This window comes from Roseimicrobium sp. ORNL1 (assembly GCF_011044495.1).
Lineage (GTDB): Bacteria > Verrucomicrobiota > Verrucomicrobiia > Verrucomicrobiales > Verrucomicrobiaceae > Roseimicrobium.
On the sequence record NZ_CP049143.1, the window covers coordinates 5,063,385 to 5,084,314 of the forward strand.

Genomic DNA, 20,930 nt, shown 5'->3' on the forward strand with positions numbered 1-20,930 from the left:
TTACTCCACCCTGACGCGTGGATAACACTTAGGTTAGGTTGTGCTATCCGTTGTGCCTTTGGGATGAGAGCGCTGACTCATGCGCCGCAGCATGAGTGCAAGTTGCGTCTGCGAAGCAATCTCACCTGTACACTTACCGTTACCTTGCTGTTATTTTCCTGTTAGAATTGGGCGAATATAACAGAATTGTTAGTACAAAGCAGCCAGTAACAAGGGATTGATACTCAGCTCCGCGAAAATTTAGGGGCCGTAAATCAGACTATGCGCATCCTGGTCGTAGAGGACGAAAAAAGAAGCAGAGACGCCCTGGCCAATGGCCTTCGGGAGTCTGGATTTGTTGTGGATGCTGTGGGAGACGGTGACACCGGTCTGAATGCAGCACTCGACCTGGAGTACGATCTCATTGTGTTGGATGTGATGCTGCCTAATCTCGATGGCTGGCAAGTCCTGGAAAAGCTCCGATCAAAAAGTGTCGGCACCCCGGTACTCTTCCTTACAGCGCGTGATGCCGTGGCGGATCGAGTGAAGGGACTTGAACTGGGAGCCGATGACTATCTGGTGAAGCCGTTTGCCTGGGTGGAGTTTCTGGCGCGCGTGCGCACTCTCCTTCGCCGCTCACCCGTGCGCCGCCCTGAGATCCTTACAGTAGGAGATCTCGAACTCGACATTCCCCGAATGAAAGCGCGGAGGGATGGACAATATCTCGAGCTGACAGCAAAAGAGTTTCAGCTCCTGAGCCTCCTTGCGAGGCGCAGTGGGGAGATTCTCTCCCGGACTACCATCGCAGAGTTGGTCTGGGACATGAACTTCACCACGGACTCCAACGCGGTCGAAGTGGCGATGGGTCGACTCCGGAAGAAGGTGGATGAGCCTTTCAAGACGCGCCTCATCCACACTCAGCGCGGCTTGGGCTATACCTTGGAAGATCGTGGAAGCAGGTAGTCAAATCGTCCAGCGCGCCACACCGCTCACCTTGCGCCTGGTGCTGGGCTACATGGTGGTGGCACTGATCACCCTCTCCTTTGCGGCGGTCTTTCTTCATCAAAGGCTCTACCACAGTTTTGAAGTGGAAGACGCGGAGTTGCTCAATGCCCACGTACAAACGCTGCGGCAGGAAATGGCAGCTCATCCTGGCAACTTGCACGAAGCCTCCGAGGTCATTCTCTCGACCTCCAGTCATCGCAGCCTGGAGAAGTACTATGGGCAACTGTTGGATCGAGAAGGGAAGGTGCTCATCGAAACGCCTGGATTCAGCTCGCTGGCTCCTGATGCCAGTGCCTTTCCACATCCTGTCAATGAGACGGAGACCATCACCCAGGTAAAGCGCTATCAGCATTCGCGACACGCTGCGCCGGCCTTTCTTGCTTCCGCATGGGTGAAGTCCAGTGAGTCCCAACCTCTGCTGCTGTACCGCATCGCGCTCGATGTTACGCACGTGGACCAGTGGATGCTTGAGTTCAGAAATCACCTCATCTGGGTCATCGGGGTGGGAACGGCCCTGTCTGCGGTGCTGGCGTGGCTGCTGACGCGAAGAGGTTTGAAGCCCCTGCAGGAGATCACGGCAGCGATGCGTCGAGTGGGTTCGGGGCGCCTCAACGAGAGACTCGGGCGCAACCCCTGGCCACAGGAACTCGCGGACATGGCGGATGAGTTTGACCTGATGCTCAAGCGGCTAAAGAACGCCTTCGAAAAGGTCTCCCAATTTTCTGCAGATGCCGCTCATGAGTTTCGCACACCGCTGAACAACCTGTTGCTAAGCTCAGGCCAGATTCTGTCCCAGGAGCGCGACATTGACGTCTATCGTCAGGTCATCGCCTCGAACATTGAAGAATACGAGCGCCTGAAGAGCATGGTGGACAGGCTCCTTTTCATCGCTCGCGCAGACAACGAAGAAGCCATCTTGAACAAGAGCAGCATCGATCTTGGCGCTCTTGTTGCGGAAATCCTCGATTTCTACTCGCTGCTCGGGGATGAGAGGCAGATCACACTCAAGGCCGACGGTACAGCAAGGATTGCAGGGGATATCACCCTGATCCGCCTCGCCATTTCAAATCTTGTATCAAACTCCATACGACACACGTCAGCCGGAGGGCAGGTAGCGGTGAAGATACAAGACATCGGAGATGCCTGCATTGTCGAAGTGGCGGATACAGGTGAAGGCATCGCACCCCAACACCTGCCAAACCTGTTCGACCGGTTTTACCGTGTAGATGCGGCTCGAAGTGCCCTGACGAATGAGAAGGGCGTCGGGCTTGGCCTCGCGCTGGTGAAATCTGTCATCCAGCTTCACGACGGCGAAATTACCGTAGCGAGTGAGTTGGGGGCAGGCACTACCATGCGAATCACGCTCCCCAAGAATCCCCGATAGACTCTCCCGGGGAACGTCATTCCTCCGCGGCCCTTCCCCTTGCCGGGCCCTGAGTGAAACTGATGGCACCCGATGGAGACTGCGACGCATTCCGGAACTCTCCGGGCGTCTTCCCTGTTTCCCGTTGAAACGCTCGCACAAACGCACTTTGGCTCGCATACCCAGTTGCCAGGGCCGCTTCAGCAACAAGCATACCTGCCTCCCTCAGCACAGCACAAGCTCGCGCAATCCTCAAACGACGAACGTACGTGGGCATAGTCACTCCGTGGTGTCTATGAAACGCCCTGCCAAGTTGATAAGGGCTGATCCCCAGCGTCCGAGCAAGGTCGGCAAGAGACGGAGGATTGAGAAACTCGATGTCGAGAATCCGAGCAGCCCCTTCAGCGGCCTCAATTTGTGCTGGGTGTAGGCTAGACATTCGCTGGTCCGAGGATTTCGGAAAGAGAGAGCGTGAGAAAGCGCCTCAAGCATCGCGGAACGTCTCCACCCGCGCAAGGCACTCGGGTTGGTTAACAGAAATGTTATCATCGTGTAAGTAGACACCGCGAGGGCGGACTGGCACACATGAAGCACGAATGCGCAGTTGCATCTCAACATCAAAGTGCCGCCATGGTTTGCTGGCAGCTATTGTTCTCACATTGAGCGCGTGTGCTTCCCCCCACGACCGTGAACCACGCGAATCAGTCGCAACGCGAGGCAAGGGCTGGATGGCGACGAATCGTCCACAGGCAGGCGCATTCTCCTGGCCTTCCGGATTGAGTGCTGGCAGCACCCTTTCCGTGGACCAAGCCGTGGGCGTCAGCCTTTGGAACAATCCGGACTTCCAGTCTGCACTCGCAGACTTGGGTATCAGCAAAGCCGAGGTCATCCGTGCCGGTCAGTTGCCGAATCCGACCCTGTCACTACTGCTCCCCAACAATCCACAGGCTGCGGAGCTTGCGGCCAATCTTCCCCTGGAGATGCTGTGGCTTCGCCCCAAGCGCGTGCGTGCGGCGAAGCTGGATGCCGAAGCAGTGGCGCAACGACTCATGCAGGGCGGCATCGACCTTGCGCGCGATGTGAAGCTTGCTTGTGCAGCTGTCGAGCTGGCGAGAGAAAAGCATCAACGAGCCAAGGAGAGCGCCAACATCTTCGGTGAGATCGCGAAAGTCGCGGAGTCGCGCTTCAAGGCAGGTGACACGGGAGAATTGGAAGTATCCCAATCGCGTGCCGAAGCCTTGGTGGTGGAACAAGACGCTCTGCGTCTGCAATACGAAGAGAGGCTCGCCATGGAGAAGCTCCGTGCCTTGCTCGGTCTGGCTGGCAGTGACGACAGCTTCGCCCTCGCGCGGCTACCTTCCCCGCGGATGTCAGCTCCGGCTTCCGCCAAACGATTGACCGCTGATGCGATGGAGGCGCGCCCTGACGTGAAGGCCGCGCAACTCACTGCACAGGCCGCAGCGGAGAAAGCGAAACTGGCGCCAGCTGAAATGTTCGCCCTGGGCATTGGAAGCAAGACCACGGAAGGCCAGGGAACGCAGGGTTCCTTCGATGTCGCACTGCCCATCCTTAATCAGAACCAGGCTGGCAGGGCGGCAGCAAATGCACAGCTCAACAAAGCAGTGCGACAACTCAATGCCGCGCGAGAACGCGTCGCTGCCGAGGTGAGGCAGGCAAGGATACAAGTGGAGGCTGCACGAAGTGTGGCTGCAGGATGGACGCGTGTGCTTCCGGAACTGGAGACTTCCTTAACCCGCTCAAGGCGTCTGGTGGAACTGGGAGACACACCCCAACTCGTCACGCTGGATGCTGCCCGCCGCCTGGCGGACGCGCGATCCAAAGCCGCTGAGAGCGACGCGAGACTGCGGGAAGCATGGGCTGAACTGGAACGCGCCACAGGGAATACTCGACTGCCGAAACCATGAGACTCGTCACCACCATCCTTTGCCTGATAGCCTCTGGCGCGCTGGCCGCAGATCCTGCGAATCCCCCGTCTCAAGTCACGCATGCTGTGCTGGAGTCGGAACTTCCAACGCTCAAGATCACCGCTCAGGCAGAGCAACGCTTGGGCATCGAAGTGGCGGAGATCACCACGCAAACCGTTCCTGAGAGCAGGCTCTTCGGAGGTGAGGTGATGCTGTCTCTCGCTGAGACCAAGGACTCCATCGCGCCAACGCCCCCACAGTCCCCGGAGGAACTCCGGCGTCTCGCGGAGCAGCAGGTAACAGCTGATGGCACGGTGAAGGCCGCGCAGGTGCAGCTCAACGCCGCGCGCACCGTGCTGGAGCGCACCTCACAACTCGCCAAAGAACGAGCAGGTAGTGAGCGCGCACTGGACGATGCTACTGCCGCTGTGGCCCTGGCTGAGGCGAGTCTGAGTACCGCCCAGAACCAGCGAAAGCTCTTGGGCCTTTCTGTCGACCAGGCACTGCAGTCAAAGCTCCGCCTGGTCCGCGTGACCGTTTCTGCCCTTGAGCTGGCCTCTCTGGATTCCTCTGTGAATGCATCCGCCACTCCCATCCGCACCGCGGGCGCCAGAGTCATGACACTGCTCCCCGCCATCATGCCTCCATCCACCAACACCCTCGGAGGCACGGTGGACATTTTCTATACTCTCGAAGACAAGGAACCGCCTACGGTAGGTCAGCGAGTGCTCGTGCAGATTCCAGTCCGGAATGGGACAGTGAAGGCACTCACCATCCCATGGAGCGCGGTGTTGTATGACGCTAACGGTGGAGCCTGGGTCTATGAGCGCACCGCACCTCTGACGTATGTGCGACGGCGCGTTTCCCTCCGCCGGGTCATCGGAGCCAACGTGCTGTTGGACGCTGGCGCGTCGCAAGGAGCCAAAGTAGTGAAGGTCGGCGCAGCAGAGCTGTTCGGCGCAGAGTTCGGGATTGGAAAATAAGGAGGACACACCGCGCCCATGCTCAATGCCCTCGTCTCCGCCTCGTTACGATTTCGTGTGCTCGTGCTTCTCGGCGCGACGCTGCTTCTCGTGTTCGGCCTGCAGTCCGTCCGTCACGCGCCACTGGACGTGTTCCCGGAATTCGCCCCACCTCTCGCAGAAGTGCAGACGGAAGCACCGGGCCTTTCCACAGAGGAGGTAGATGCTCTCGTCACCGTGCCTTTGGAGAACGCCTTGAACGGTCTCCCCTGGCTGAAGACGGTACGCTCCAAGTCGGTGCTGGGCCTCTCATCCATCGTCCTCATCTTCACGGACGGCACGGACGTCCTGCGAGCCCGGCAGATGATCACTGAGCGCCTTGGTCAGGTGCAGAGCCGCTTGCCAGCGGCGATGCGACCACCCGTGCTGCTTTCGCCACATTCGTCGCTGAGCCGCGTGATGAAGATTGGCCTCACCTCGCCCAAGCTCTCCCAGCAAGACCTCAGCGAGCTTGCCTTGTGGACCATCCGCCCACGACTCATGGCGGTACCCGGCGTGGCCAACGTGGCCATCTGGGGACAGCGTGACAAACAATACCAGGTGCACGTCGATCCCGAGAAGCTTCGAGCCTTGGGTGTCACCCTGGACGCGGTGATGAAAGCGGCGGGCGATGCGGCCACCGTGGCACCCGGGGGATTCCTCGACACGCCCAACCAGCGCCTCGCCATTCGCGACTCGGGCGGCATCCAGCACATCGACGACCTGGCAAACACGCTTCTGGAATCACGCAATGGCGCCCCCATTCGACTGCGAGACGTGGCAGAAGTTCGCATCGGCCATCCGCCAGCAATTGGTGACGCCATTATCAATGACGTGCCGGGTCTGCTCCTCATCGTGGAGAAGCAGCCTTGGGGAAACACACTCGACGTGACCCGGGGCGTGGAACAAGCGCTGGAGACTTTGAAACCTGGCCTGCCAGATGTGGCCATCGACAGCCGCATCTTCCGTCCCGCAACCTTCATCGAGACTTCGTTGGATAATCTCAGTCATGCCCTGTGGTTGGGATGCGGCTTTGTGGTTCTCGTCCTCCTGGTCTTCCTCTTTGATCTCCGCACTGCCTTCATCAGTCTAACGGCCATTCCCCTCTCCCTGCTCGCTGCGGTGCTGGTGCTGCGCGCCTTTGGAGAAACGCTGAACACCATGGTCATCGCAGGCCTGGTGATCGCGCTTGGCGAAGTGGTGGATGATGCCATCATCGATGTGGAGAACATCCATCGACGATTGCGACTGAATGCGCAGTTGGACCGCCCTCGCTCGCTCTTCACCGTGGTATTGCGCGCGTCCTTGGAAGTCCGTAGTGCCGTGGTGTACGCAAGCCTCATCGTGGTGCTGGTGATGCTCCCCGTCTTCTTCCTGGATGGGCTTGCGGGCAGCTTCTTCCGTCCCCTCGCGCTGGCGTATGTCTTGAGCATCCTTGCTTCACTGGTCGTGGCTCTCACCGTCACTCCTGCACTCAGCTTCATGATGCTGGGCAAACATTCCAAGAAGCCCCGGGAGAACCCGCTGCTGCGTGGCTTGCAGGGGTTGTATGGCAGCATCCTGCCCTTCTTCATGGCCAGGCCGCGCTTCTGGTTCGCCGCCGTACTCGCAGCCATTGTCGGCGCTGGATTCATGGCTACCAAGCTGGGGGAGGAATTCCTGCCAAACTTCCGGGAGCGGGACTTCCTCATGCACTGGGTGGAGAAGCCTGCGACCTCACTGGAAGCCATGACACGCATCACGGTGCAGGCCAGCCGTGAGTTGCGTTCGGTGCCCGGTGTAAACAACTTCGGCTCCCACATCGCCCGCGCGGAACTCGGGGATGAAGTCGTGGGTCCCAATTTCACGGAGCTGTGGATCTCGCTCGACCCGAGCGCAGACTACGACACTTCACTGCACAAGATTCAGGGCATCGTGGATGGATATCCTGGCCTCTACCGTGATGTGCAAACCTACCTCCGCGAGCGTGTGAAGGAGGTGCTCACAGGAGCGAGCGCCAGCATCGTCGTTCGACTGTATGGTCCCGACCTCGAAGTGCTCCGTTCCAAGGCTGGCGAAGTGTTTGATGCCATTCGGAAAATCGATGGTGTCGCCACGCTGAAGATTGAACCTCAGAGCCTCGTCCCTCAGGTGCGCGTGAAGGTACGTCCTGAAATCGCATCGGCATTCGGTGTGACGGCAGGTCAGGTGCGAAAGGCGATGTCGGTCTTCGTAAAAGGCCAGAAGGTGGGTGAGGTCTTCACCGATCAAAAAGTGCACGAGGTCACCGTCTGGGGCGCACCGGAGGTTCGTGCGGACATCTCTGCCATTAATGCCCTCTTGATCGACACCACCTCAGGAGGTCATGTCCGTCTCGGTGACGTGGCCGAAGTCACCGTGGTACCCACGCCGAATGAAATCAAACGTGAGTCTGCGTCCCGTCGATTGGATGTCACGTGCAATGCCAGCGGCCGCGACCTTGGTGCCGTGGCACGTGAGGTGCAGGAGAAGGTGTCCAAGTTATCCTTCCCTGCTGGATACCATCCGGAGTTCTTGGGAGAGGATGCAGCGCGACGCGAATCCAAGCAGCGCATTCTGTGGCTCAGCATCGCTTCGCTGGTGGGCGTGCTCGCGTTGCTTCAAGCAGACTTCCAATCGGGCAGGCTCACGATGCTGCTGGCGCTGACCCTGCCGTTTGCGCTCATTGGTGGCGTGCTGGCTGTCTGGTGGACCGGTGGCATTCTTTCGCTCGGCTCCCTCGTGGGGTTTGTCACGGTGCTCGGAATCGCCGCACGCAATGGCATCATGTTGCTGAGCCACTATCAGCATCTCATGGAGAAGGAAGGCATGGCCTTTGGCCCGGAGCTCATCATCAGAGGTGCCCGCGAACGCCTCTCCCCCATCTTGATGACAGCGGCCTGCGCGGGACTCGCATTGGTACCCCTGGCTTGGAAAGGAAATGTGCCGGGCCATGAGATTGAGCACCCCATGGCGGTGGTGATTCTCGGTGGGCTCGTTACATCGACACTGCTTAATCTGCTGCTGCTACCCGCGCTCTTTGGGTGGTTGGGGCGCAAGTCAGCAGCTGAAGCAAGCGGCTGATGCTATCAGCAGTTGAAAAAAGGTCATTGCGCAGGGAGCGAGGGACTGGGCAAAGGAGCGTGGACACTCTTGTCCGCCGTTCTGTTACGCAGCAATGTCTCTCATGCGGAAGCTGCTGGTGACGCGTCAGGTGCAGCTGGTGGCATGTGACCTCGCCTGCCAGATGAAAGAGGTTCGTGAGTCAGGGATGGCGGACAAGAGTGTCCACGCTCCTTTGAATACCCCGGTGCTTCACCTTTGGGATAGCGTGGCCTCACACGCCTCGCATCGAGGACGCGTTTCCAACTTTTCTCGGTATGACTCCCCAGTCATACCGAGCCCGAAAACAAACAATCCAAGCCCCACTGCAGAGCCTGGATTGTGGACTAAGTTGGGATACTGTTCGCCAGCTCCGCCAGCTTAGAACTTGTAGGTCACACCAACGCGGAACGCCACGGGCGAGCCCGGAGTGATGTTGTTGTTGTTGTGCGCGGTGGCGTAGTACTCTTCGCCGAAGATGTTCTCGACGTTGAGCTGGGCGCTCAGATTCTCGTTGAAGCGGTAGAACAGCGCCGCATCGAAGCGCACGAAGCTGGGCAGAGTGACATGGTTGTCAGCCGCAGCGTAGATCTCGTCGCGATAGATGGCGCCGAAGCCGACGCCCCAATGTTCATCGAAGTCATAGCGATTCCACAGGGAGAACGAATTCTTCGGCAACTGCGCGATGGGAGTACCAGCAGGGATGGCCCCATTGGCACTCTGGGTTTCACCGTCCTGGTAGGCATAGCCCAGGGCAATGCTCCAGTTGTCAGTGATCTGGCCGGAAGCACCAAACTCAATGCCTCTCACGCGCTGACCATCCATCAGGATGAGCTTGCTGGAGTCATTCGGATCCGCAATCGCCTGGTTGGAACGATCCAGCTGATAAGCCGCCAGGGTAAATGCCAGACGCTCGGTCGCATCCCACTTCACACCAGCCTCGAAGTTCTCGAACTCTTCCGGCTCAAGCGCGGAATTCGTGACTGAGAGCGAGGCGAGCTGTTCACCAGCACGCGGCACGTAGGCAAGCGTGTAGCTGCCATAGATGGCCAGATTCTCGACCGGCTTGTACACCAGGCCCACACGGGGAGACAGGAGGTCATCCGTGGAGTTGATGTTTTCGCCATTGCGATTGTTGTGGAAGTCGATCTCCAGCAGGTCGAGGCGCAGACCAGCGATCAACTGAAGCTTCGGCAGGAGCTGCACCTGATCCTGCAGGTAGAAGGCAACCCCGGTGGCCACGCTGTTGTTGTTGGCATCGCTTGCGCTCTGGCGGAAGAAGAGCGGCCCCGTGTAGTGCGGATGAGCGGCTGAAACGCTGCCAAGCCCAGTATCATGGGAAGAGCTGCTGTAGCCTGTCTCACGCAGGTTGTCGGTCTCCTGACGGCTGACTTCGATGCCGGCAAGCATCTTATGCTCCACGGAACCCGTTTTGAAGTCGAAGACCAAATCCGTCTGGTTGATGAAGTTCTGGCGCTCGGTGGCGTTGTTGTACGCACCGATGGCAACCGTGCCTGCGCTGGTCACTGCGCCACTGGCATAGACGTTCTGGTAGAACTTGTCATACCACGCGACGCGGGTCGCATTGCGAAGCGTTGCACCGTTGGCGAACTTGTGGTCGATCACCGCGTTGATGGCGAACACATCCACTTCCGTAGGGCTGCGATCCGCATCACCGAAGAAGGTGGATTCATCCGTGTCGAACGGCTTTCCGTTGAAGGAAGGAATGCCACGGTCGGCAGTGCGCTCGTCGTGGAAGTATTCGAAGCCGAGGCGCAGGGTGGTGTCATCGGACAGGGCCACGCCGAAGGTGGGATTCACGCCGATGCGCTGGTTGGAGACGCCGTCGCGATAGGAGTTAGAATCTTCAAAGACGCCGGTCAGGCGGGCGGCAGCGGCAGCGGACAGCGACTGATTGAGGTCAATCGTGGTGCGGTACTGCTCCAACGAGCCAACGAGGGCCGAAATCTCGTAGAAGGACGAATCCTCTTGGACGACCACCTGCTTGGCGGACTTCCCATCGCCCACCTGCTTGGTAGACGTTCCTCCGATGACGGCTTGCTTGGTCACGCGGTTGAGCACACCGCCGGGGCCGCCACGGCCGAAGATCATGCCGCTGGGTCCTTTGAGAACTTCAACACGGTCGATGTTGTAGAAGTCGCGGTAGTACTGCGCGTCATCGCGAAGGCCGTCGATGAAGTAGTCACCGGTGGAGCTGTTGCCGCGGAAGACCACCGTATCGCGGTTGCCTTCACCTTGGGCCGTGCCCACGCCGGGCACATAACGTACGGCGTCGCCGATGCTGTTGACCGCGGTGTCGCTGAGGAATTCGCCCGTGAGCACCGTCACCGATTGAGGGGTGTCGATGAGTGGCGTGTCGGTCTTGGTGGCAGTGGTGGCACGCTCGGCCGCATAGGTCGGCTTGGCTTCCACCACGACGGGAGGCAGCGTAGTGGCGGCAGCAGAAGGAGCAGCAGGTGTTTGGGAGTGAACCTGCGCAGTCGTCGCAGTGAGCCCGAGCAGGCCAATTGCCAGGGATCTCGAGGGGAAGGTGCTGCGCTTACGGCGCGTGGGGAGGGAGTTTCGTGTTGGTTGGTGCCAATGAGTTAGCATAGGCCTCGACCTATGTGCGATTGGGTCTCAACAATCAAAATGATACCGTGTCGCAGTAGCATTTGTTACCTAGCTGTCAGATTGCTGTTAGGTTAGTGATCCCTTATTGCGCATCTGGCGTGCAAAATCACCTCACGAACAACGACTTTACCGTCTCACCTACTGAGGTTTCACCACGAAACTCGCAATCCCCCACCCCAAGGGTAGCAACGCGATTCCGAGAAATACCGCGTCCCACACCCCCGATGTCAGCAGCATCCCCACGAGCGCGAGCGCAGAACTGGTAGCGAACAGCGCCGCTTTCAGCAGTGGCGATTTCACGCTGCACCTCCCCGGACCAACGGTGTCTTGCCGACCAAAGCAGAACTGGCAGACCGGCGGCGACGCCTGTCCCACCACAGCCAAGCGCCATTGGCAGTGATGAACAACGTCAGCCACGCGCTCGTCACCCAGAGAATCTTCAACGGCATCCCACCGTAGTCGCCGAAATGAAGTGGCTCCGAAAGGAGCATGACCTTCATGTACCAGGGAAAGCCGATGGTATCAGTCAATTCACCCGTCACAGCGTCCACGTAGGCTGTTTCAAACAGATGCTCCTTCGGACCTGGAGGTCCTGCCATCCAGATGGCGTAGTGGCGAGGCGTCGAATAGTCGGTGAGAGGCCAGACAATCCAGTCGAAGCGCCACTCAGGGAATCTGGCCTGCACGGTAGCAACAGCCTGGTCCGGGCTGATGGGTGGATTCTGATAGTTGATGTCTCCACCATCCGCCGAGATGCGCGCAAGGACTGGCTGCAGCGCTGTGACCTTCCAGTTGTCATACGTGACTCCTGCGACAGCGAGGAAGATTCCGGTGACCGTAACCACCAGCGCCCAGCCCAGCACAACCACTCCAATGACGGTATGCAGGTCGAGCTGCGTGAGGCGGGTGGAACTTTTCCAACGAATAACGCCAAGGAAGACCTTCTTTGCATACGGCGCATAGATGAGCAGACCGCTGACCAGGGATATCAGAACGAGCAGCGCAATGAATCCACTCACCAGCTCTCCGGGTCTGCCCAGGAACCATTCCTTGTGAAGCTTGAGAATCCAGCCCACGAACGTTTCATCTGCGACGATGGTGGACATCGCCTGGCCTGACACGGAGTCCATGATGACATCTGTGCCATCGTCCTCCTTCTGGAATCCGAGGTCACCGACGCGGACGGTGGCGCGATCGAGGCGGTCCTTCTCGTAGTACAGATAAATCAGGCGCTTGCCCGGGTGCTGTGCCACCGCTGTCTGGGTGAGCTCGGCTATGGACTTGCGCGCGGGCACCTCCTTGTCCTGCTGGTGGGTGCCTGCGGGGACATCACCCAGGAGCTGGTTGATCTCCTCGCTGAAGATCAGCACGGATCCCGTGATGACCATGACGAGGAACACCGGGAGCGACAGCAATCCCGTCCAACGGTGCAGAAACAAGCACACGCGAAACACTGACGACGCGTTTTGCGCCGTCAGTGTCGTTTCTTGTGATGGAGTGACGGAGTCGATTCCTGCCATGCGTGCTTAGAATTCGATGCGCAGTGAGCCAATGAACGTTCTCGGCTCACCCGAGTAGATGTAGGTGCGTGAGGAGCCACCACTGCCGTCGTAGTAGTCTTCGTTGAACAGATTGTTGATGTTGAACTGGGCTGTCATCTTTGCATTGCCAACCTTGAATCGATAGGCCGCCATCACGTCCGCGCGGATGTAGCTCTCCAGCACGAAGGTATTGTCCAGGTCGCCTGCACGGTCACCCACAGCGGTGAGACCAGCACCGATGGTGAAGCCGCTGGGGAAATCATACCTGGCCCAGAGGCTGCCGCTGTGTTCCGGCGCATTGGGCAGGCGATTCCCCTGATTGACCGGGTCCTTGGTGATTTCCGTATCGAGATAAGCATAAGAAGCGATAAGGCTGAGCCGCTCCGTCAGATAGCCGCTCACATCGAGCTCCACACCACGACTGCGAGCCTCTCCGGATTGGGTCACGAAGAAGGAGTTGGGCAGGTCCGTGGTGAGATTCTCCTTGGTGAGGTGGAAGAGAGCGAGAGTGGCATTAAGCCGGCCATCCAACCAGCGTCCCTTCACGCCGCCTTCGTACTGGGTGGCGGATTGGGGCTCTGTGGTGGAGCCGTCTGCCAGCAGACCAAAAGTACTGTCCGAGAAAGATTCCGAGTAGCTGCCGAAGACGGACAGCCAGGGGAGCAACTCATAGTTGAAGCCCACACGCGGAGTGAAGCGGCCCTCATCCTGGAACTGGCGATCAATCGCATTCGTATTGGTCGATACGTCGCCATCATAATAGGTGCTGGCGCTGGTGATGTCATAGCGGATGCCGGCCAGAATCTTCAGGCGCTCATCAATGGTGACGACGTCCTGCAAGGTGAAGCCCCACCATTCATCCTTGGGCTTGCTCGCGTCCTGAGGACGATGAGGTGGAAGGATGGAGTAGTTCTGATACTGCGGGCGGAAGACATCCAGCGGTCTCAGCGGGACATCCGGAGCGGTCACGAAGTAGTTCAACTGCTCAGACTCGAAGCTGTAGTACTCCGCACTCAGGAGAACATCGTGCTTCAAGGCGCCTGTGTCGAACTTCCCTTCCAGACTCAACTCCGCAAACCATGTGGTGTCCTCTTCCTGGGAGGTGAAGTGATAGAGGTCGACCGTGCGGCCATCCGGATTCACGCCATCATTGGGGCCGACTTCAAAATAATCTGCGCGCCAGTTCCACCACACACCGCGCAGCTTTGCCTTCCACTGGTCATTGAACTCATGCGTGATGGAGGCATTCACCAGCCAGTATTCGCTGGGGCTGGAGGGCACGTCGCGCACGCCGAGGAACCTCTCGGCTGGGATATCGACAGGGCGGTCCCCCTTCGCGACATGGCCGCCGTCGAGGATGTCTTCGCTCTTCTTGTACTCGAAGTTGATGTTGAACTGGGTCTGTGGGGTGATGTCCCACGACAGTGATGGAGATAGCAGGAGACGGCTGTACTCTCCGCCCTCGCGGAAGGAGTCACCTTCTTCATATCCGGCGATCATGCGGTAGCGCAGCGTGTTCTCTTCATTGAGCGGACCGGTGGCGTCGCCGAGGGTGTGCGTGAGACTGTAGGAGCCCACCTGTTGTTCCAGGGAGTAGTGGGCCTCGTCGAGAGGCTTCTTCGTCACCAGATTGATGAGGCCGCCTGGCTCAATGCGTCCGAAGAGGCCGCCGGATGCTCCCTTCAGCACTTCCACCGTTTCGATGTTATCCAGATTCACCTGCGGCACGCGCTGGCGAAAGCCATCCCGATAGATCAGGCCGTAGTTGGTCAGCGGCATCCCACGAATGGTGAACACGTCATACAGCCCGTTGTAGTCACTTCCGCTCTTGCCTACGGCACTGACGTTTCTCAGCGCGTCCTCGAGACGGGTGGACTTCTGGTCTTCCACCACGGCACGGGGAACCGCCTGAATCGAGAAGGGGGACTCGAAGGCAGGCAGGTTGGTCTTCGTGGCTGAAGTCGAGTCAGGTGCTGTGTAGCCTGTCACGCTTTCTGCCGTCACCACCACCGGTGGCAGCTCCGCATTCGGGCCATCTCCACCGGCGGTGGAGATGGCGTTGCTACCGATGATGGCGATCGTGCGAGCATCCGTATGGCGATAGCTCAAGCCGCTTCCAGAGAGAATGCGCTCCAGAGCCTCACGTGCGGTGAAGTTACCTTTGACTGCCGGGGCAGTCTTCCCGGCAACAACATCCGTGCTCGCCGCGATATCCAAATTGGTGGTCAACGAAAAGCCCTCCAAAGCATCACCCAGCGACATGCTCCCCTGAGCGAAGGCAAAGGTCTTCTGCTCCTGTGCGTGGGTGCCAACCGCTGCGACGAGGGAGAAGAGCAGGGTCGTGAGAAGGACTCGATAACGATGCAATCGGGAGACTGAATGAAGGGACATGGGAGGGTGGGAGTGGCCGTTAACGGAAGCCCGAAGTGGTGCTTCTCTAAGAAGGACGCCTCGCCTCCTCTGCCACCCTCAGACGGACATGAACTTTTTTTCAGCCGTCACTGCCACCCGTTCCTCCAGACAGAAGTTTCTCCACTAGTGCACCGTCACTCCTCACTTGGGCAATCACCGCGCACGGTCCCGAAAAATCCTGAAGTCGTTGGAAGGAGATTTCTCCACATCCAGTGGCAGCACCTGGCTGAGCACTTCCAATGCGCTGGCCACGTCCCTGGGGTGAAGAGTCGCTCTCACCTTGAGCTTGCCGAGCCTGGCATCGTCGAGAACGATATCACCCGAATGGTAGCGCTGAAGATCCGAGACCACCTCGGCGAGTGGCTTGTCACGGTAGATGAGCCTGCCTTCGCGCCAGCTGCCAAAAGACCCTGCCGCACTCTTGGTGGGCACCGGTTTTTTTGTCTCTGGACTCCATACAATCTGCTCCCCGGCACCGATCCGCACTGGTCCATCCTCAGGCGAGGTTGTTGAAGTAACCTCTACGGCGCCCTCAGAAACCGACACCTCGGTCTCCATCACGCGAACGTGGACGTCAAAGGTCGTCCCAATGTCGCGGATCACCACCTCACGGGTGCGGACTTCAAACGGGCGAGCATCCTGCCCCACCTGAAAGATGGCTCCTCCCCGCTCCACGATTACACTTCTCGTGGTGGTGCTGTAGTTCACGCGAAGTCTCGTGCCCGCATCGAGGAAGAGTTCCGTTCCATCTTCCAGCGTCCACTGTCGTGACTCTCCAATGCCTGTCGCGTAGACATTGCGCTGATCGAGATAGAAGCCAAGCAGGGCCACGAGTGCTGAGCCTCCGCCTGCCATCCATGCGCGGCGTTTCCACATCTTCCTCTGGAGCGTCTTTTTCCGGCGCTGCAAAATCGATGCGGGCTGCATCGCCTTGAGAGGCTCCTCACCGGACATCAGCGCGAGTGCCGCCTCGGTCTTGCGAAACTCCAGATCATGCTCCGGGCTCTCGTTCCGCCATTTCTGCAGAGCGACTTCATCTGCCTCACTCCAGGTCGCATGGTCCAGCTTGCGCACCACCCATTTCGCCGCTGCTTCCCATACAGGAGATTCATTCTCCTCCCGGTGCGTCTCGGCTTTTTTCTTAGGCATGCGTCTCCACTTAGAAAGACGCACGCGCGCCGCTCCACCCTCACAAAAACTCAGATTTTTTGCGAATTCCCGCCCTCAAGCGCAGCCCGGCACGCCAGCAGAGCCCTGACCATGTGCCTCTCCACGGTGCTCGATGACAACTTCATGGTCTTGGCGATCTCCGCGAAGCTCAGGCCCATGAGCCGATTGAGAATGAATACCTCGCGGATCTGCTCCGGGAGAATCTCCACAGCCCGGCTCACCAGGCCGATTTCCTCCGCCGCGGCGGCACGGCGCGAGGGGCCGGGATCGCGATCCGCCAGCGTCTCAATCAAGTCATCCGAGAGTTCCTCTTCAGACATGCGCCGCACCCTGCGGAAGCGGTCAATGAGCAGATTGCGCGCGGTCCGGAAAAGCACTCTCCTGGGATGGTCCACAGCACTCGCCGGAGACCACCGCAGCAGCTTCGCAAAAGTCTCCTGCGTCAGGTCCCTTGCCGTGTGCTCACACCCCACCTTGCTGGAGAAGTACTGCTGCACGCGCTCATAGTCGGGCAGTACATCTTCGATAAAGGGGGAGAGACTGTAGGGAGTCATGTCTCGGTTCGATGAAGGAGCGGGGAAAGCGCGGCTCAGGAGGACCGTTCCTATTACTACTGCGACTCAATCACAACAAGATGATTCGTCAGAAGTTTTATCGCACGGCAGCTTGGTTAAGTAATCAGCTCATTGCGAGCGAGTCAGGCGCATCTACTCCGGAAGCAACACGCTCCTTTATAACACGATTGTTATCTACCAGTCACCGTAGCGTGACGAGCTAGGATCATTTTGGAAGGATGACTGCCACGACGCAGAATTGCCGCCTCCATTCCGCGCTCTGCCTTTTCTTTGCATTCTTCTTTGTCTCTCCTGTCCTTGCTGACGACGAAAAGAAGCCAGATCGCGTGGCCCTGGCCTTTGCCGCCTATGCGCAGGGTCGGCTCACAGAAGCGGAGGAACTCTTCCGCGTTTTGGCATTCGACTCTGCACGCGAACTCGGGGCAGAGCATCTCAACACACTTGCACACCTCACCAACCACGCAAACACCCTCAATGCCCTGGGGCGTTCAGCCGAAGCGGAAACCCAGCACCTACAGGTACTGGTTGTGCGAGAGCGGCTCCTCGGTGCGGAACATGCCTTTACCATTCAGAGTCGCTCCAATCTCGCGGTGGCCCTGATGGCTCAGGGGAAATTTGCAGATGCAGAGAAGCAGTATCGCGTTGTACTGGCTACCCGCGAACGCACCTTGGGCACCACTCATTTCGACACGCTCCTGGCCTGCTATGGATTGGCCACCAGCCTTCAAGCACAGTCGAAAACAGATGAAGCAGGCAAGTTGGCAACGCGTGCAGCCGATGGCTGGGACGCGACAGTGGGCCCGGCACATTCGGCCTCAGTGAGGGCGAGGACGTTGCTCGCACGCATTCATTCCACAGAGTGAGATATGGACGCTCCGCAGCACCTGAGTACGGGCATCATCTAATACCAACCTCATGCGGCCGGGGCTCGACATTGCCTGAGGCATCTTCAGCGGCGGCCACTACGCGTCCTTTTGCCACTCCGGTGTCAGCTACCAGCACTTCCCACTCGGCATAGTTCTCGCGAGTGGCCTTCGCCGGCACGCCATTTACCATCACGCGCTTCACCTCTCCATTATCACTGGTGACGCCGTGAACGAATACCTTGCCGTTGTCGCGTTTGCTCACCCGGGTAATGACGGTGGCGGGAGGCAGGTCATCCGTTGGGTCCAGGGGTTTCGGAAAAGCGGATTCATCAGGGCGCGCACCTTTCTGTGGGGAAAAGTCTGCATTTACGGTTATCTGACTCATCTTCACTCCGCGTAGGGCGCACTGCTGGTAGTTCATCCGCCACAGGGCGTACTCGGCATTGTGGAATTCCGTGCCATCCACCAGGACACTGGGAGAGAGAACATGCAGGGCCCAATGAACGTTCCAGGCCTTGTAGCCGCGAATGACGAAGGGGTGACGCGCGTCCGGTCCAACACCATCCACCGACCCTTCCAGTTCACGATCCATGCCTCCAAGATTGAAGGCGTGCCGACGCTGACAGTGAGCTTCGTTGTCCTCAAACCTTACAAAGGGAAGCGTGCGTACATCGACCACCTGACGGGTGCCATCCGCTTGTGGCATACTCATCTTCATGCTCACTGCCGGGGTGTCCACGGCGTCGAAGCGATATCCATATTCGTCGCATTCCGCGGCCACGTTTCTGGTGAAGGTGTTGCGGGAATTCGCCCACCAGAAGCCAGCGCCGTCATTGTGGTCATATGGAAGGATCTGTCTTGGAAGCGGTGCTCCCTTGCACGCCTGCACCGCGAGATTGCGATCGAGTACGTTGAACTGCTCGGTGCCATCCTCAAGGAAATAACCGTGCCCCTTGCTCCGGTATCCCACACAGTCCCGTATCACCAGATAGTCCGTGCCATGGACGGTGATCCACCGGTTATCGCTGTCCCAGATGCTGACACCAATCACGGAAGCGCCACGCATGGTGTCGCGGACCAGGTGGAAATGGATGCTATATCGTCCGAGTACGCCCTCCTTACCCAGGTGGCGAAACTCGGCATAGCTGATCGAGCCTTCTGATTCCCGGTGAAACATCGTATGGCCGCGCTTTTCCCCTTCGTCGGCGGATTCAACGACGACGTTGCGGCTGAGGTTGGCTATCTCCCCACGGTAGGCACCGTCTCCCTGATGGTCGTATTCCAACGGCTTGTCCAAAGTGACGGTCTTCTCCCCCACTGCGACGATGACCCGTTCCTCTGTCTGCGTTCCATCCACCACAGAGGGTTTGAAGGTCTTGGCGATCTTGTTCTGGCGTACGGTACCGGTGATGAATACACGGTCGCCCTTGCGCCAGCCGGTGACAGGCTCAGCCAGCTTGATCTCGGTCTGCCCTTTTCTTACCGTGGCTCCGAGCTTCACCCAGGTGCGCTCCATCTCCGCCCCATGAAACTCCATGCGCCCTCCACAGGAGACGATGGCCGGGCATGACTGCACATCCATTCCCTCAAAGTACTTCAAGCGAATCAACGCCTTGTGCTCTGCTGCGATGGGCTGGTCCCAAGTACCGACCTCGAGGGCAGCTCGTGGCTGCGTGGGATTCCGCTCCGGAAGGTGGGCATCACAATTGAACCCCTCTTCGCTCGTATCATTTCCTGCTTGCACCTTGATCAAGCCCACCTCCAACCGGGTGTCCCTATCGGCCGCGAACGTCAACCTGCCGGCGATGAAGATGGCCCGAATAGAGTCAGCGGAGAAAATGTCATAGGTCACCACGTGTCCCTCGTGAATCTTCACACTGCTTCCTCCAGGCGGCACCACTCCACCAACCCAGGTGGATGGACTGGACCATACCCCACTTTGCTTCGACTCGACAAGGTCGGCAAAGGCACCTGGGGCCACCAGACTCGCGCCGATGAAGACTGCGAAGATAGCAATTCTAGCCAGATGGGTCGGAGCATTCATCGGATTCAAATTCGCTTTATAACAATTTTGTTATGCATATTTTTCACAACCCCTTGATATAACACGCGTTATTAAACGGCGTTATTTCCCCAAGTGAACCTCGCATATACGATGAAGTTGCCAGCATTCTCTCTCGTCGCAGCAATCATCATCGCATACGCCTCCCAAGGATCCGCAAAGGCAGCAGGCTCGGTGACGCCCATCGGACTTCCCATGGAGCACCCTGAAGCGGTGCATGGAGTAGCCTTCAGTTCCGATGGCAGATGGATCGCCACCGGATGCGCGGACCACTTCCTACGCCTGTGGGATGCCTCGACCGGGCAACTGCATGGCAAACCTCTGGAACACGAAGGCGGTGTCTATCCTGTGGCCTTCAGTCCTGACAGCACCACTGTCGTCGCCGGAACTGAGAAGGGGGCCAAGCTCTGGGAGGTATCCACCGGAAAATGTCTTGCTACCTTATCCCATCCCGGATTCGTGTACTCCCTGGCTTTTCGGCCCGATGGCAAAGTCATCCTCACCAGCAGCCACGACAGTGCGACAGATGGAACGGCGAGTCTGTGGGACGCCACCACAGGCAAGGCTTTGAGCGACCCCATCGAGAATCATCAGCGCTTTTATGCAGTCGCGTTTAGTCCCAACTCGAAAATTGGGGCCGTCAGTGGGAATGGTACCCTCGCCCACCTCATCGACGGCTCTACAGGAAAGCCTCTCGGCATTGACCTAAAACACAACGGATCTGTGCGCTCGCTCGCTCTCAGTCCAGATAGTACCCGCCTGCTCACCGGCAGCCTCGACGGCACCGGGCGCGTGTGGGATGTCTCTACCGGACAACCCACCACGCCTCCGCTTCAGCACTCGGATCAAGTGCGTGCTGCTGCCTTCAATCCCGACGGCACGAGTGTATTCACTGGCAGCATGGACAAGACTGCCCGCCTGTGGGATGCAGCTTCGGGACAGCCGCTCACGCCTCCCCTGCCCCACCCCACGGGAGTACGCTGCGTCGCCTTCAGCCCGGATGGAAAGCTCGCTGCCACCGGCTGCTATGGAAATACTGCCCACGTGTGGGACGCCAAGACGGGAAAACCCATTGGAGCCCCCATTCAGCACGGAGCCCTTGTTCGTGCCATCGCGTTCGGTCCAGACAGCCGCATCCTGGTCACTGCCAGCTTCGACAAGACGGCACGCCTCTGGCGCATTCACATGGAGTAGACCCTGCCGGGAATCTCGGCCGGTGCGCCTGTCCCGTATCCAGATGCTGCGTTCTCCACGAACTGCAAGGCTTGTCGTGATTCGAGAATTCGCCCAGCGACGCC

At 58.8% G+C, this 20,930-nt stretch carries 13 protein-coding genes; 7 read left to right on the forward strand and 6 right to left on the reverse strand.

Features of this window, described 5'->3' with window-relative positions; all coding sequences use genetic code 11:
• The first annotated feature begins 261 nt into the window (after positions 1–261).
• The 5 genes from G5S37_RS20610 (at position 262) to G5S37_RS20635 (ending at position 8,354) form a co-directional block, all read left to right on the forward strand.
• Positions 262–942 carry a heavy metal response regulator transcription factor gene (locus G5S37_RS20610; RefSeq protein ID WP_165206325.1) on the forward strand — a complete coding sequence of 227 codons (681 nt, stop codon included), beginning with the start codon at positions 262–264 and terminating at the stop codon, positions 940–942.
• Positions 866–2,368, forward strand: coding sequence for a heavy metal sensor histidine kinase (locus G5S37_RS20615; RefSeq protein WP_165206326.1), 1,503 nt, complete (start codon positions 866–868; stop codon positions 2,366–2,368). Before G5S37_RS20610 ends, G5S37_RS20615 begins: the two co-directional genes overlap by 77 nt.
• Before the next feature lie 707 nt (positions 2,369–3,075).
• Positions 3,076–4,272: a TolC family protein gene (locus G5S37_RS20625; RefSeq protein WP_165206328.1), complete on the forward strand. Its 1,197-nt coding sequence runs from the start codon at positions 3,076–3,078 to the stop codon at positions 4,270–4,272.
• Positions 4,269–5,255 (forward strand): hypothetical protein, encoded by a 987-nt coding sequence (locus G5S37_RS20630; RefSeq protein WP_165206329.1) that lies wholly within the window; start codon positions 4,269–4,271, stop codon positions 5,253–5,255. Before G5S37_RS20625 ends, G5S37_RS20630 begins: the two co-directional genes overlap by 4 nt.
• Positions 5,256–5,273: 18 nt before the next feature.
• Entirely contained in the window at positions 5,274–8,354 is a 3,081-nt protein-coding gene (locus G5S37_RS20635) for an efflux RND transporter permease subunit (RefSeq protein WP_165206330.1), read from the forward strand.
• 399 nt (positions 8,355–8,753) lie between these two features.
• Here G5S37_RS20635 and G5S37_RS20640 read toward each other — a convergent pair whose 3' ends face one another.
• The 5 genes from G5S37_RS20640 to G5S37_RS20660 form a co-directional block, all read right to left on the reverse strand.
• Positions 8,754–10,985 carry a TonB-dependent siderophore receptor gene (locus G5S37_RS20640; RefSeq protein ID WP_165206331.1) on the reverse strand — a complete coding sequence of 744 codons (2,232 nt, stop codon included), beginning with the start codon at positions 10,983–10,985 and terminating at the stop codon, positions 8,754–8,756.
• Positions 10,986–11,302: 317 nt separating this feature from the next.
• Positions 11,303–12,445 carry a PepSY-associated TM helix domain-containing protein gene (locus tag G5S37_RS20645; protein ID WP_206026079.1) on the reverse strand — a complete coding sequence of 381 codons (1,143 nt, stop codon included), beginning with the start codon at positions 12,443–12,445 and terminating at the stop codon, positions 11,303–11,305.
• A gap of 87 nt (positions 12,446–12,532) precedes the next feature.
• Positions 12,533–14,938, reverse strand: coding sequence for a TonB-dependent receptor (locus tag G5S37_RS20650; RefSeq protein ID WP_165206333.1), 2,406 nt, complete (start codon positions 14,936–14,938; stop codon positions 12,533–12,535).
• A 174-nt stretch (positions 14,939–15,112) separates the two neighbouring features.
• The gene (locus G5S37_RS20655; RefSeq protein WP_165206334.1) at positions 15,113–16,108 is read right to left on the reverse strand and encodes a FecR domain-containing protein; all 996 of its coding nucleotides are present in this window, start codon (positions 16,106–16,108) and stop codon (positions 15,113–15,115) included.
• A gap of 50 nt (positions 16,109–16,158) precedes the next feature.
• The gene (locus tag G5S37_RS20660) at positions 16,159–16,683 is read right to left on the reverse strand and encodes an RNA polymerase sigma factor (protein ID WP_165206335.1); all 525 of its coding nucleotides are present in this window, start codon (positions 16,681–16,683) and stop codon (positions 16,159–16,161) included.
• A gap of 347 nt (positions 16,684–17,030) precedes the next feature.
• Between G5S37_RS20660 and G5S37_RS20665 the strand changes: the two genes are divergently transcribed.
• Positions 17,031–17,567 (forward strand): tetratricopeptide repeat protein, encoded by a 537-nt coding sequence (locus G5S37_RS20665; RefSeq protein ID WP_165211791.1) that lies wholly within the window; start codon positions 17,031–17,033, stop codon positions 17,565–17,567.
• 34 nt (positions 17,568–17,601) lie between these two features.
• Here G5S37_RS20665 and G5S37_RS20670 read toward each other — a convergent pair whose 3' ends face one another.
• Positions 17,602–19,614 (reverse strand): G8 domain-containing protein, encoded by a 2,013-nt coding sequence (locus G5S37_RS20670; protein WP_165206336.1) that lies wholly within the window; start codon positions 19,612–19,614, stop codon positions 17,602–17,604.
• A gap of 111 nt (positions 19,615–19,725) precedes the next feature.
• Here G5S37_RS20670 and G5S37_RS20675 point away from each other — a divergent pair, with 111 nt between their 5' ends.
• Positions 19,726–20,826: a WD40 repeat domain-containing protein gene (locus G5S37_RS20675; protein ID WP_165206337.1), complete on the forward strand. Its 1,101-nt coding sequence runs from the start codon at positions 19,726–19,728 to the stop codon at positions 20,824–20,826.
• The last annotated feature ends 104 nt before the right edge of the window (positions 20,827–20,930 follow it).